Here is a 13831-nt window from a genome sequence, read left to right as displayed (position 1 = left end):
CTCGGCCAGAATGATCTGATGCCTGACGAGGTCGAGCCGCTGTCCGTGCAGAACACCGTCCACGGCGACGTGCTCGGTGACAACGTGCAGATCGGCTACATCGCCGGCGACTTCACCCTGCACCAGCACTCGGCCACGCGGCCTCCCGCGGAGTTGCCGCTCCAGATCGGTGTGGTGCCACAGCGCGCGGCGTCCTTCCAGGCAAGGCCCGGCCTGACCCCGTCGCGGACCACGGTCCTGTCCGGCATGGGCGGCGTCGGCAAAACCCAGCTGGCAGCCGACCTCGCCCAGCGGATGTGGTCAGGGCGCGAGGTGAACCTGCTGGTCTGGGTCACCGCGGGCACGAGGGAAGCCGTCGTGTCCGCGTACGCCGAGGCGGCGGCCGAGCTCACCGGGCGCGACGACCTCGGACCGGAGAAGGGCGCGCGCAGGCTGCTGGAGTGGCTGGCGCGCACCGAGGAGCCGTGGCTCGTCGTGCTCGACGACCTCCAGGATCCCGCCGATCTCGCCGGGCTGTGGCCGCCGGGGAACGGGCTGGTGCTGGTCACGACCCGGCGCCGGGACGCGGCCCTGCTGGGAGACGGGCGGCAGGTCGTCGACGTGGGTGTCTTCAGCGAGCACGAGGGACTGACCTATCTGCAGGCCGTGCTCGGCGGTCAGCCCATGTTGCTCCACGGCGCGGCCGAAGTGGTGCGCGCGTTGGGAAGCTTGCCGCTGGCACTGGCCCAGGCGGGTGCGTACATGGTCGACGCGCATCTGTCGTGCGCGGACTACGTTGCCCGGCTGGGGAAGCTCCGCCGCGGGAACGCCGCGGACGAACACCTGGCCACCATCGCGGCCACCTGGTCGTTGTCGATGGAGCAGGCGGAGACGCTGAGGCCGCGCAAGGTGGCAGCGCTGCTGCTCGACATCGCGAGTGTCCTGAGCCCCAACGGCATTCCGCTCGACGTGCTCACCGGACCGTCCGTGCGGGAGTACCTCACCTCGCGCACCGGGTACCGGCTCGACGAGGCCGGCGTGCGGGACGTGCTCGCCGGCCTGCACCGGCTGAGCCTGGTCACCCTGGACGGCGGCGAGGCCCGGATCCACGCCCTGGTGCAGCAGGCCACGCGCGACACGTGGAACGTCAAGCAGGAGAAGAGGTCTGTGCGGGCCGCCGCCGACGCCCTCGTGGACGCCTGGCCGGCCTTGGAAAGCATGGACGAACGCGGGCAGGTGATCCGCGCCAACGGCACGGCTCTGGTGGCAGCGGGTGGCACACACCTGGAGGGACGCGACACCCATCTGCTGCCGTTCAAGCTGGGCAGCAGCCTCGGCCTGTGCGGACTCGTGGCCGAGGCCAGGGACCACTTCGAGCGGCTGTACCACTCGAGCGTCCAGAGCCTCGGCCCGTACAACTACTTCACGCTGATCCAGCTCAGCAGCCTCGCCAGGTGGCGCGGCCGATCCGGTGACACGGCCGGCGCCTTCGCCGACTACGACCGGTTCTTCGCCGCCGCGACACGGGTGCGCCGATCAGATCGCGCCGAGATGTTCGCCGATGTGATGCGGGCACGCCACGATCGCGCGGGCCTGCTCGCCGAGACCGGTGACCTGACCGGTGCCATCGCCGAGCTCGAACAGCTTCTCGCCACCCACGTCGAGCTGTTCGGGCCCGACGACCCCGACACGCTGGCCGTCCAGCACGACCTCACGAACCTCCGCGGCCAGGCCACCCCCGGCAGCCAGCTGGCGGAGTTCGAACGGCTGCTCACCGACCAGCTCCGGGTCTACGGACCTGATCACCCGCAGACCCTCGCCACCAGGCACAACCTGGCGTGTGAACGCGCGGAGTCCGGCGACGTGGCCGGTGGCCACGCCGAACTGCGGCAACTGCTCACCGACTCGACGCGCGTGCTCGGTGCCGACCACCCCAAAACGCTGTCGACCCGGTCCGTTCTCCTCGACTGCGTGGGTCACCTCGGCGATCCGGCACGTGCGGCGAGGGAGTTCGAGCAGCTGCTGGCCGATCGCCTGCGAGTGCTCGGCCCCGGCCATCCGGACGTGCAGGCCACCCTGGAGGGACTCGCCTTCTGGCGGCAACAGGCCGTGCGGTGACCCGGGGACAAGGCCCGGCTCACGACCTCGTCACGCCACGTTCGGGTTGCGGTAGGACTTGGCGTCGCACTCCGGGAAGAGCGTGTCGCGGCAGACGTAGATCACGATCACCCTGATGTTGAACGTGTCGCTCGCGCCGACGTTCGACCAGGACGTCTGCGTGTTGCAGCCGCCGTGCCAGAAGCGCTCAGTGCCGGTCCAGCGGTTGTCGACGTCGATGTACCAGAACACCGGCTGGTTGTCGCACGCGAGGTCCCGCAGGTAGGCCGTGCCGATGTTGAAGCTGCGCGCGCCCGTCCAGTTGATCGATCCCCAGGCGCGCGCGTGCTGCGTACCGACGTCGTTGGACTCGGTGACGCTGTAGCTCGTGGCGGCGAGCGCGGGCGAGGTGCCGATCCCGACCAGGGCGACGACCGTCGCCAGCAGTGCCAGGGCCTTCGTGAACAAACGCACGTGTTACTCCTTCCGAGTGTCACCCATTTGGGTGACCGAAGGGATCATGCACCGTGCTCGACCAAGATCCAACAGCTCGGTTCGAATCGTGATCATCTGCACTGTCCACAAGCGACAGGAGATCAGCGGACCGTCCGGGTCTGGCCATCCCAGTCAGCGGTCAACGCAGGCAGGAGCTCGGCCAGCTGCACCGGGTACACGGTGTCCTCAGTGGACTCCAGCTCCTCGGCGCTCCACCACCGGTGGCCGGAGATGGTGCTCTCCTCGAGGTCGTTGAAGCCCGAGGTGTCGATGGCCGGATCACCGTCGACGCGGGCGTGGAAGAACCACTCCTCCGCGTCGAACGTCTCGCCGTCGAAGCTGAACACCGCGCGGCGGCGCCACACCGGTCCGATCAACGTCTCCGGCGAGAGCTTGAGGCCCGTCTCCTCGAAGGCCTCGCGGAGGGCCGCGTCGCGCAGCTCCTCGCCGTCCTCCACGCCGCCGCCGACGGTGAACCAGAAGAGTTCCTGGGGGCGCGCCGGGTCGAAGCCCTGGAACAGCAGCACGCGACCCGACGGGTCCGTCAGCACCACACGCGCGGACGGCCGGGGCGTGAGCATCACGGCGTCGGAGGGCGCTGCGGGTTCGGCGATCTCGAAGTACGACGGCTGCGGCGCGGTGCCGGACAAGCGCAGCCAGCGGACGATGCGGCGGCGGCGCTGCAGGAGCGTGTCGCGGACGGCGTCGTTGTGGACGCGGCGGGCCAGCACGACGCGTTCCTCGGCGTCGGCGAGCTCGAACGCCAGCGCGGGAGCGAGCGCCGAGCGGTCCAGGGCGCCCAGCAGACCGGAGAGCTCGTTCTCGGCCAGCTCGCGGTCGGCTCGTGACGCCGACTCGGCACGGGAGGCCGCCGCCGACAACGCCGGGTCGAGCAGAGCGCGCGTCACGACGGCGCGGCGGGCCAGGGCGGCGTCCAGGGCGGCCCAGGCGGCGTCGGTGCGAACGTGCAGGCGGTCCAGGCGGTTGGCGATGGAGATGATCCAGGCGGCCAGCAGCAGCGAGACGAGGACGACGACCAGCGCGGTGGTCATGCCTCGCCCACCCGGCGCGGGTCGGCGGCGATGGCCGTCTCGTAGACGCGCAGGACCTGGCTCGCGACGACGGACCAGTCGAAGGCCTGCACGCGCTGCGAGGCGAGGTCGACGTACTCGGCGCGCAGAGCGGAGTCGCGCAGCACGGAACGGAGCGCGTCCGCCAGGCCGGCCGCGTCGCCGACCGGGAACAGCACCCCGGCCTTGCCGTCGTCCAGCACGCGGCGGAACGCGTCGAGATCGCTCGCCACCACGGCGGTGCCCGCGGCCATGGCCTCGGTCAGGATGATGCCGAAGGACTCGCCGCCGGTGTTCGGCGCCACGTAGACCTCGCAGCTGCGCAGCATCCTGGCCTTCTCGGCGTCGTCGACCTGGCCGAGCAGGTCGACCCGGTCGGCGTACGGCCCGTCGAACGACGTCTCGCCGCGGCCCACGACCAGCAGCCGCAGGTCCGGGAACTCGTCGGCGATGAGGCCGAACGCCTCCCACAGGATCGGCATACCCTTGCGCGGCTCGTCGTAGCGGCCCACGAAGCCGATCGTGCCGCCGGGACGCGGATAGCCGTCCAAAGTGGACGCCGAGGCGAAGAAGTCGACGTCGACGCCGTTGGGGATCTCCACGGCGTCGCCGCCGAGGTGCTCGACCTGGACGCGGCGGGCCAGCGCGGACACGGCGATGCGGGCGGTGACCTTCTCCAGGAACGGCTGCAGCACGCCCTGGAACGCCGAGAGCATCTTGGAACGCGGGGTCGAGGTGTGGAACGTGGCGACGATCGGGCCGTCGGCGACCATCAGCGCCAGGAACGACAGCGACGGCGCGGTGGGCTCGTGCAGGTGCAGGACGTCGAACGAGTGCTCGTCGATCCAGCGGCGCACCCGCGCGTACGAGACCGGCCCGAAGGAAAGCCGGGCGACGGAACCGTTGTACGGGATGCCGACCGCACGGCCGGCCGAGGTGACGAACTCCGGCAGCGACTGGTCGTCGTCCGCGGACGCCAGCACGTCGACCGTGTGCCCGAGCGAGATCAGGGCGCGCGCGAGGTCGACGACGTGGGCCTGCACTCCCCCTGGCACGTCGAAGGAGTACGGGCAGACGATCCCCACCTTCACCGCGAGAGCCTCCTGGAGAGGGCGGCACGGCGGCTTTCCGGCAGGTCGGCGAGCCAGAGCTGTTGCAGCATGTGCCAGTCCGCGGGGTGCGCTGCGATGTCGGCGGCGAACACGTCCGCGATGGCCTGCGTCGCGGCCGCGACGGTGCTGACCTTGATCGGCGGGTGGATGCGGAAGTGCCAGCCGTCCTGGGTGAACCAGCAGCCGACCGGGAGCAGCGCGGCCCCCGTCGTCATGGCCAGGTGCGCCGGACCGGCGGGCATCAGGGTCTGCTCGCCGAAGAACGTGACGGGGACGCCGGTCGAGGTCAGGTCGCGGTCGGCGAGCAGGCAGACGACCTTGTTGGCGCGCAGCCGTTCGGCCAGCACCGTCGCGGGTGGACGGTCGCCGCCGTTGAGCGGCAGCACTTCAAAGCCGAGGGTTTCGCGGAACTCCACGAACTTGCGGTACAGCGACTCGGGCTTCAGCCGCTCGGCGACCGTCGTGAACGTGCCGGAGTGGCCAACGAGCCACACGCCGGCCATGTCCCAGTTGCCGCTGTGCGGGAGGGCCACGACCGCGCCGGTGCCCTCTTTCAGGGCCGCGTCGAGGTTCTCCTGGCCGGACACCTGCGAGTCGCACTTCTCGTAGACGGCGCGCAGGTCCATCGACGGCAGGCGGAACGCCTCGCACCAGTACCGCGCGTACGACCGGAGCGAGTCGCGCACCAGGTCGTCCAGCTCGTCCTCGCCCGCCTGCGGCACGACCCTGCGCAGGTTCGTGCGCAGCTGCTCGACGCTCGCACCGCCGCGCTTGGCCGCGTAGTCCGCGCCGAGCCGGAACAGCGCGCGGGCCCACGACTGCGGCAACAGGCGGATGAGCCGCCACCCGGCGGTGTATCCGAGCGTCGCGAGGTTCACGCCGCCTCCCGCGCCGACTTCGCCACGGCGAGGACGCGCTGGATCACGGTGGCCACCGTCATGACCGCGAGCAGCCACAGCGAGATGTCCATGAGGTGCGGCACGCCGAGCCCCTGCACACCGGCGCCGACGAGGGCGACGATGAACCGCTCGGCGCGCTCGGCGAGGCCACCGTCGGCGCTGAGCCCGGACGCCTCGGCGCGCGCCTTCACGTAGGAGATCACCTGCGAGGCCACCAGGCAGATGAACCCGGCCGCGGCGGTCCAGGTGCTGCCACTGGCGAACGCGTACCAGGTGAGCGCGGCGAACAGGGCCCCGTCGGCGATGCGGTCGCAGGTGGCGTCGAGGACGGCGCCGAATTTCGTGGGCCCCTGGGCACGGGCCATCGCGCCGTCGATCAGGTCGAGCAGCACGAAGAACGTCACCAGCGCGCAGCCGAGGAACAGCTGCCCGCGGGGGATGAACCACAGTGCGCTCGCGACGGCGCCGACCGTGCCGGTCACGGTGACGACGTTGGGCGTGAGGCCACGCGCCAGCAGCCACGCCCCGATCGGATCGGTGACGCGCGAGACGGACGCGCGAGCGAAGATGTTCAGCATGGCGTGTCGCAGCCTAGCTGGACTGCCGAAACGCGCTGCTCGCGGGTGAGGCGGCACCCGCGAAGAGGCTTCCAGCTTCCATCGCCGCGGCCCGGACGAGCCCACGGCGAGCACACGCACGCCTGAAGATGACCCCCGAGAGAATCCCCCGCCCCCTCTAGCCGAGCCTGCGGTGATCCTCCGCGATCCGCTTCAGCAACGCCTGCAGCTCCTCCCCGCGCACCGCCAGCCGCTCCAGCCTGCCGAACAGCGCGAGGTACTCCCGCACGTCCAGCGGGTCGGTGATGGTGGCGTTGCCGGTCAGCACGCTGACCGTGACGACGCGCTCGTCGTAGATCTGGAAACCGTGCAGTGCCACCACGTTCGCGTCGGCCGACCACGGTACGACGCCGAGGCGGACGTTCGGGCGGCGCTGGATCGCGGCCAGGTGCTCGACCTGTTCCGCCATCAGCTCCGCCGAGCCCATCCGCCAGCGCAGCGCGCTCTCGGTCAGCACGAACACGAACTGCTTCGCGAGGTCGTCCATCCGCGAGCGTCTGATGCGCAGCGCGGCTACGGCGGCCTCCTGTTCGGACTGCGGCATCGTCCCCAGCACGATCCGCAGGTAGGACTCGGACTGCAGCAACGAGGGCACCAGGTTGACCTGGAAGAACCTCGATGTCGCAGCGCGGGCCTCCACGCGGCTGATCGTCTGCTGGTGGCGGTGCGCCCCTCGGTGCAGCACGACGCGGCGGGTCTCCGCCTCCGCGTGCAGCGACCTGGCGAGTTCGACCAGTTCGATGCGCGTCTCCCTCGTCGCGGCCAGCTCGGCGACGAGACGCTCCACGTCCGTGACGGACGGGAGCAGCATGCCGTTCTCGATCTTCGACAGCTTGGACTGGCTCATCCCGGTGGCACGGGCGGTGGCCGTGCCGGTCATCTTCGCCTCGGTGCGCAACCGGCGTAACTCACGCGAAAGCCGTTCTCTTGCTAATCGCGAACGCTCAGGTGCGGTCATGTTCGCACCGTAACCATCTGTGCACGCTCAGACGATCGGCCATCGGCGGGGACTTGACTCACCCTTGACACCTCCAGGTGGGTGATCTCACCTACCTGGAATCGCTTTGCGCTGGCATTTCGTCTCGGCCGGTTGACGAGAAACACCCGAAAGTTGCAACGATGCTATTCCGTGCGAGCTGGAAACCCGCCTGATTGTCCTGCCCGGACAACGTGGGTGGTTTTTGTCACTCTTTTGTCCAGGAATTGGTACGGCTTTCAATCACAGCACGTGTTCGCTAAACGCCGCGTTTAGTCAGACGGACTTACGTCCGCGCAATACCGCGCGCACACCGAATCCGATGGCACCGAAGATCAGCACGAAACCGATGAGCCCGAGACCGGGCGCGTCGTCGTGGTGGGCGTACATGATGGCGCCGACGCCCAGAGCGACGACGAGAACACAACCGACCAAGGGCAGCAGCAGTCGAGGCATAGATCGACTATCACTCACCATCTATCGAAAGTCAATAGGCAGTGATCGTCAGTCGACAGCCTTCCAACCCTCCGCCAGCAGCTCGCGGGTCTCCCCCAGCAGCTGCGGCAGCACCTTCGTGTGCCCGATGACCGGCATGAAGTTCGCGTCCCCGCCCCACCGCGGCACCACGTGCTGGTGCAGATGAGCGGCGATCCCCGCGCCCGCGACAAGACCCTGGTTCATGCCGATGTTGAACCCGTGCGGCGCCGCCACGTGCCGCGCCACCCGCATCGCCTTCTGCGTGAACGCGGCGAACTCCGCCGTCTCCGAGAGAGTCAGATCCGCGTAGTCCGGCACGTGCCGATACGGCAGCACCATCAGATGCCCCGGGTTGTACGGGTAGAGGTTCAAAACAGCGAAGACCTCGGCACCGCGCGCGATGATCAGACCCGCCGAGTCGTCCAACTCGACAACTCGGCAGAACGGGCAACCGGAAGGTTCGTCACCGTCGGCCTTGCCCTCACCGCGGACATAGGACATCCGGTGCGGGGTCCACAAACGCTGCAAAGCGTCGGGGACCCCCACCCCGTCCTGTTCGGAAAACTCAGGCGTCACGAGAGCAGTTCCGCCGTGGGCGAGGCGTTCTCCCGGCGCTGCACCCACTCCACGATCTGCTCGACGGCGCGCTCGACCGGAACGCCGTTGATCTGCGTGCCGTCGCGGAACCGGAACGACACCGCGTTCGCCTCCACGTCCTTGGCGCCGGCCAGGAGCATGAACGGCACCTTCTGCATGGTGTGGTTGCGGATCTTCTTCTGCATGCGGTCGTCGGACGCGTCGACCTCGACCCGGATGCCCTTGCGCTTGAGCACGTCGCGCACCGCGAACAGGTGGTCGGCGTTCTCCGAGGTCACCGGGATGCCCATGACCTGCACCGGAGCGAGCCACGCCGGGAACGCGCCCGCGTAGTGCTCGGTCAGCACGCCGAAGAACCGCTCCACCGAACCGAACAGCGCGCGGTGGATCATGACCGGACGCACCCGCGCGCCGTCCGGCCCGGTGTACTCGAGCTCGAACCGCTCCGGCAGGTTGAAGTCGAGCTGGATGGTCGACATCTGCCAGGTGCGGCCGAGCGCGTCACGGCACTGCACCGAGATCTTCGGGCCGTAGAACGCGGCGCCGCCGGGATCCGGCACGAGCTCCAGACCGGACTCGCGGGCCACCGACGCCAGCGTCTCGGTCGCCTCCTCCCAGATCTCGTCCGCACCCACGTACTTCTCGGGGTTCTTGGTCGAGAGCTCCAGGTAGAAGTCGTCCAGGCCGTAGTCGCGCAGCAGGTCCAGCACGAACGTCAGCAGCGACTTCAGCTCGTCGCGGATCTGGTCGCGGGTGCAGAAGATGTGCGCGTCGTCCTGCGTCATGCCGCGCACTCGGGTGAGACCGTGCACCACGCCGGACTTCTCGTAGCGGTACACCGAGCCGAACTCGAACATGCGCAACGGCAGCTCGCGGTACGAACGGCCGCGCGACTTGAAGATCAGGTCGTGGAACGGGCAGTTCATCGGCTTGAGGTAGTAGTCCTGGCCGGGCTTGCGGACCGTGCCGTCCTCGTTCAGCTCGGCGTCGAGGTGCATCGCCGGGTACATGCCGTCGCGGTACCAGTCGAGGTGGCCGGAGACCTCGAACAGGTTGCCCTTGGTGATGTGCGGCGAGTAGACGAACTCGTAGCCCGCCTCGACGTGCCGCTGCCGGGAGTAGTCCTCCATGGCCTTGCGGATCACGCCGCCCTTGGGGTGGAACACCGCGAGGCCGGAGCCGATCTCGTCGGGGAAGCTGAACAGGTCCAGCTCCACACCGAGCTTGCGGTGGTCGCGCCGCTCGGCCTCGGCCAGCCGCTCCAGGTACGCGTCCTGCGCCTCCTGCGACTCCCACGCGGTGCCGTAGATGCGCTGCAGCTGCGGGTTGTTCTCGTTGCCGCGCCAGTAGGCGGCGGCCACGCGGGTCAGCTTGAACGCCGGGATGTGCTTGGTGGTCGGCACGTGCGGGCCGCGGCACAGGTCGCCCCACACCTGCTCGCCCGAGCGCGGGTCGAGGTTGTCGTAGATGGTCAGCTCGCCGCCGCCGACCTCCATGACCTCGCTGGTGTCGACGTCGCTCTTGATGTCGACGAGCTCCAGCTTGAACGGCTCCTTGGCGAGCTCCTCCTTCGCGGCGTCGACCGACTCGACGACGCGGCGGGAGAACCGCTGCGAGGACTTGATGATCTGCTTCATGCGCTTCTCGAGCGCCTGCAGGTCCTCGGGGGTGAAGGGCTTGTCGACCTGGAAGTCGTAGTAGAAGCCGTCCTTCACGGGCGGGCCGATGCCGAGCTTGGCCTCGGGGAACTGCTGCTGCACCGCCTGCGCCAGCACGTGCGCGGCGGAGTGGCGGATGACGCTGCGGCCGTCCTCGGTGTCCGCGGCGACGGCCTCGACCTCGACGTCGACCTGCGGGGTCCACGACAGGTCGCGCAGGTGGCCCTCGGCGTCCTTCACGACGACGATCGCGTCGGAGCCCTTGCCGGGGAGGCCGGCCTCGCGCACGGCCGTGCCCGCCGTCGTCCCAGCCGGAACCACCACGCGCGGCGGGTTCTGGGCGACTGCTGGGCGCGACTCGGACACGATGACTCCTAGCTGGAAGTTTGGGTTTTCAGGTCAGATGTTATCGGTGCTCAAGATGGACATGACGATCGCGTCGTAGAACTCGCCTTCCCAGAGGAGCGCGTCCCTCAGCCGCCCCTCTTCCCGGAAGCCGCACTTCTTGTAGACGTGGATCGCCCGGTCGTTGAACTCGTACACCTCCAGGTCCACCCGGTGGAGGTCCCGCTCGCCGAACGCGTAGCCGAGAACGTGCTTGATCGCGGCGGTGCCGTAGCCCTTGCCGAACCCGTCCTGCAGGAAGATCCGCAGGCCGGCCGACCGGTTGTGCGGGTTGATCGTGAGCACGACCTCGCCGAGGAACCTGCCGTCCTCGTGATAGCGCGGGTGTAGCGGTTCGGGTCGTTCAGCGTCCGCTCGATGTACGCCTCGTAGTCCTCCAGCGTGAACGTGGCGTGCGACCCGGTCAGCTTCCTGACCTCGGCTTCGTTCGGCCCTCCGAGGAGCATCTGCGGGGCGAACTCCTTGCGGAGCGGTACGAGTTCCATGGCTCTATCGAACCCCGTGACCGCAACCGGTTTCCGGCGGCGTTGGAACCGGACGCGCGGAGCCCGCGTCAGTTAGCTCGACCGGGTGGTTCGGCTCGCGATTCATACGCAGCCCGTTCTGAGTGGTTTTTCGGATGCGTCGCGCAGGACGGGGAGAGCAGTCTGTGTGCCCGGCCCCGCCCGCCGATAGGAGCACGCCATGCACGACCTGGTGGTCGAATGCCCGGTCCGCCTGACCGAGTCGAACCGGGACGAACTGCGCCTGCTGTACGCCGACCTCCGTGACCACTACGCGCGCCGCGACGCCCGCGACGGCACGCGCACGACGTTGCACTTCGTGTGGTCCGGCGTCCTCGATCCCGAACTCTTCGGTGCGACCTACGCCGACCAGCGGCACATCTTCACCGCCTCACGCCCGATCCTGAACTCCACGCGCGACACCGCCGGACTTCAGGAAACGAACAGGTGGCTGTCAGGCTCAGCTCAGCCGAACGGCGCATCGTTGAGGACATGAGCGAGCAGGGACAGGCGCCTCCACCGCCGGAGCCGCCCCGGGACAGGGCACAGAACGAACCGCAGGCGGCCCGGCCCGCACCGGACCAGGCAACGACCCCGCTGCCGGCCGACGCGCCGGCCACGCCCGGTCAGCAGCAGCCTACCGCCGAGCTTCCGGCCGTGCCCGGATCACAACCGGCCGATGCGCAGACAGCCGCGTCCGGACCGCAGTCAGCGGCCGAGCAGCCCGCTGCCGCCGGAGCACCCGCCGGCGCGACACCCGCAGACACACCCGCAGCGACAGCCGCGGAGGCACCCGCCGCGCCACCGGCAGCGGCACCGATCCCTCCAGCCGCGGGTCCCGGCAGGGTGCGGCGTTTCGCCGGCCACCGAGCCACCCAGCTGGTCGCCGTGGGCCTGCTGGGCCTCGTCCTCGGCGGTGGCATCGTGGGCGCGGTCGCGGCCAACCGCTTCGACGACCACCGGGGACCCGGCCACGTCCGCGTCTACGAGCGCGGCGACCGCGGGCCCGACCGCGGTGACCGGGGTGACCGCTTCGAGCAGCGCGGCCCGTTCAGCGACCGCGGCGACCGCGGCGAGCGGTAACCCGACCGAGCGCACGACCCGCGTTTCTGCCCGAGTCCCCGACGACGCGGGTCGTGCGCTCCCCAAAACCAGGAACGCGCGTCACGGCTGGATTAGTCCCCCTCGTTCTGCCGTGCCGCGCGTTCCGCCCCAAGCCGTCACTGCGAAGCCTGTTGCGGCCCCAGCCGGATCGCCAGCAGCTGACGCCGCAGCACCTTCCCGGTCGCGTTGCGCGGCAGGTTCGGCACGACCACGACCTCACGCGGAACCTTGTGCCTCGCCAGCCGGGTCCGCACGAACTCGCGCAGCTCCCGCACGTCGATCCGCGCCCCCGCCACCGGAACCACGAACGCGCGCAACCGTTGCCCGTACTCGGGATCCGGCACGCCGAGCACCGCCGCGTCGCGCACCCGGTAGTGCGTCATCAGCAGGTTCTCCACCTCGACCGGGTACACGTTCTCCCCGCCGGACACGATCATGTCGTCCTCGCGGCCGTCGAAGTAGAGCCGTCCGCTCGGGTCGAAGTGGCCGAGGTCGCCGGTCGCGACGAGGCCGTCGATGCGTTCCTTCTGCGAGCCGTCCGTGTACTCGTCGACGGTCAGCGAGCCGCGCACGAAGACCCGGCCCGTCACGAACGAGCGGGTGATCCGGTTCCCGTCCTTGTCGTAGATCCGCACGATGCAGTTGTGCGGTGGCATGCCGACGCTCGACGGTGCGGCCGCGAGGTCTTCCGGTGTGGCCACGGTGGCGACCGCGACCTCCGTGCTGCCGTAGAGGTTGTAGAGCACCGGGCCCAGCACCGCCTGCGTCCGGTGCACGAGGTCCGTCGACAACGTGGAACCCGAGCAGAACACGACGCGCAGGTGCGAGAGGTCGAACGAGTCGATCACGTGCCGGTCGAGCTCCATGATGCGCTGCAGCATCGTCGGCACCAGCACGATCGTCGTGCAGCGCTGTCCCTGCACCGACCACAGCGTCTTGCGCGGGTCGAACCGGCGTTGCAGCACCGCGCGCGAGCCCAGCGACATGGCGAGCGTCAGGTGCGAGTAGCCGACCGAGTGGAAGATCGGCGCGGCGATGAACGTCGACTCGCCGGAGCGCATCGGGATGCGGTCGAGGAAGTCCGACGCCGTCAGCACCGACTTGATCTCGCGGGCCGTTCCCTTCGGCACGCCCGTGGTTCCGGACGTCAGCTGGATGACGACTCCTGGCTCGCGCGGCGGTTCCAGCTCGCCGCGAGGCGCCTTGGCCACCAGCTGGTCGAGTGTCGGGGTGCGACGGTCGAGCCCGTCGCGCGACCACGCGAGCCAGCGCGGGATCGACGGCGGCAGCTGGTGGAACAGCGGCGTGAACTCCTCGTCGTGGATGACGACGGAAGCGCGCTCACGTTGCAGGAGATCCAGAACGACGGGCGCGCCGAAGCCGGTGTTCACCAGCAGCACGCGGACGCCGAGCTTCGCGCACGCCAGCAACGACTCGACCATTCCGCGGTGGTTGCGGCACATCAGCGCGACGATGTGGGTGTGCTGCACCCCCAGCGAGCGCAGGCCCTGCGCGATCGCGGTGGACCGTCTGTCGAGCTGCCGGTAGGTCACCGAACCGCGTTCGTCGACGACCGCGACACCGTCAGGGTTCAACCGCACGGAACGACGCAGGGCGGTGACGTTCGGCCCCCAGACCTTGACCTCTTTCAGCGCCTGGACGGACATCCTGAAGTTCTTGAGACTCACCATGCCCGCGGCGGACAAGACACGGAGTGAGTGCACCCGGCCCATGGCGTCGCGAAACACCTTGCGCAACCCTGGCATCAACAGCTCCTCGCGCTGCAAGTCCCCGAGGTATTCGGACGGTAACTGTCCGCAAGCCCCACGCCAAGTGTTGTTC

General features: G+C 69.4%; 13 protein-coding genes and 1 pseudogene. 3 read left to right on the top strand and 11 right to left on the bottom strand.

Annotated features, from left to right (window positions below):
• Positions 1–18: 18 nt before the first annotated feature.
• Positions 19–2097, top strand: a complete 2079-nt coding sequence (locus C8D87_RS40700; RefSeq protein ID WP_112231567.1) for a tetratricopeptide repeat protein — start codon at positions 19–21, stop codon at positions 2095–2097.
• 30 nt (positions 2098–2127) lie between these two features.
• Here C8D87_RS40700 and C8D87_RS40695 read toward each other — a convergent pair whose 3' ends face one another.
• From C8D87_RS40695 to C8D87_RS40650, 10 genes and pseudogenes are all read right to left on the bottom strand, one after another.
• Positions 2128–2550: a hypothetical protein gene (locus C8D87_RS40695; RefSeq protein ID WP_109637803.1), complete on the bottom strand. Its 423-nt coding sequence runs from the start codon at positions 2548–2550 to the stop codon at positions 2128–2130.
• 122 nt (positions 2551–2672) lie between these two features.
• Positions 2673–3623 carry an NUDIX hydrolase gene (locus tag C8D87_RS40690; RefSeq protein WP_109637802.1) on the bottom strand — a complete coding sequence of 317 codons (951 nt, stop codon included), beginning with the start codon at positions 3621–3623 and terminating at the stop codon, positions 2673–2675.
• Entirely contained in the window at positions 3620–4732 is a 1113-nt protein-coding gene (locus C8D87_RS40685; RefSeq protein WP_112231565.1) for a glycosyltransferase family 4 protein, read from the bottom strand. Before C8D87_RS40685 ends, C8D87_RS40690 begins: the two co-directional genes overlap by 4 nt.
• Positions 4729–5631: a phosphatidylinositol mannoside acyltransferase gene (locus tag C8D87_RS40680; protein ID WP_109637800.1), complete on the bottom strand. Its 903-nt coding sequence runs from the start codon at positions 5629–5631 to the stop codon at positions 4729–4731. Before C8D87_RS40680 ends, C8D87_RS40685 begins: the two co-directional genes overlap by 4 nt.
• Positions 5628–6230, bottom strand: a complete 603-nt coding sequence (pgsA, locus tag C8D87_RS40675; protein WP_109637799.1) for a phosphatidylinositol phosphate synthase — start codon at positions 6228–6230, stop codon at positions 5628–5630. Before pgsA ends, C8D87_RS40680 begins: the two co-directional genes overlap by 4 nt.
• Positions 6231–6387: 157 nt before the next feature.
• A complete protein-coding gene (locus C8D87_RS40670; RefSeq protein ID WP_109637798.1) occupies positions 6388–7227 on the bottom strand; it encodes a helix-turn-helix domain-containing protein in 840 nt (279 codons plus the stop codon).
• 294 nt (positions 7228–7521) lie between these two features.
• The gene (locus tag C8D87_RS40665; protein WP_109637797.1) at positions 7522–7701 is read right to left on the bottom strand and encodes a hypothetical protein; all 180 of its coding nucleotides are present in this window, start codon (positions 7699–7701) and stop codon (positions 7522–7524) included.
• A 48-nt stretch (positions 7702–7749) separates the two neighbouring features.
• Entirely contained in the window at positions 7750–8298 is a 549-nt protein-coding gene (locus tag C8D87_RS40660; protein ID WP_109637796.1) for an HIT family protein, read from the bottom strand.
• Entirely contained in the window at positions 8295–10301 is a 2007-nt protein-coding gene (gene thrS / locus C8D87_RS40655) for a threonine--tRNA ligase (RefSeq protein ID WP_109637795.1), read from the bottom strand. The genes C8D87_RS40660 and thrS overlap by 4 nt, the downstream gene beginning before the upstream one ends.
• 75 nt (positions 10302–10376) lie before the next feature.
• Positions 10377–10709, bottom strand: a pseudogene (locus C8D87_RS40650) (GNAT family N-acetyltransferase); the annotation flags it as partial.
• Positions 10710–11066: 357 nt separating this feature from the next.
• Between C8D87_RS40650 and C8D87_RS40645 the strand changes: the two are divergent.
• Positions 11067–11381 (top strand): hypothetical protein, encoded by a 315-nt coding sequence (locus C8D87_RS40645; protein ID WP_109637793.1) that lies wholly within the window; start codon positions 11067–11069, stop codon positions 11379–11381.
• On the top strand, positions 11378–11968 hold the full coding sequence (locus tag C8D87_RS45470) for a hypothetical protein (protein ID WP_146772024.1): 591 nt from the start codon (positions 11378–11380) through the stop codon (positions 11966–11968). The genes C8D87_RS40645 and C8D87_RS45470 overlap by 4 nt, the downstream gene beginning before the upstream one ends.
• A gap of 137 nt (positions 11969–12105) precedes the next feature.
• Here C8D87_RS45470 and C8D87_RS40635 read toward each other — a convergent pair whose 3' ends face one another.
• The gene (locus C8D87_RS40635; RefSeq protein WP_109637978.1) at positions 12106–13755 is read right to left on the bottom strand and encodes an AMP-binding protein; all 1650 of its coding nucleotides are present in this window, start codon (positions 13753–13755) and stop codon (positions 12106–12108) included.
• Positions 13756–13831 lie beyond the last annotated feature (76 nt).

This window comes from Lentzea atacamensis (assembly GCF_003269295.1).
In the GTDB taxonomy this organism is placed as follows: Bacteria; Actinomycetota; Actinomycetes; order Mycobacteriales; family Pseudonocardiaceae; genus Lentzea; species Lentzea atacamensis.
This window is presented reverse-complemented; position numbering and strand designations above follow the sequence as displayed.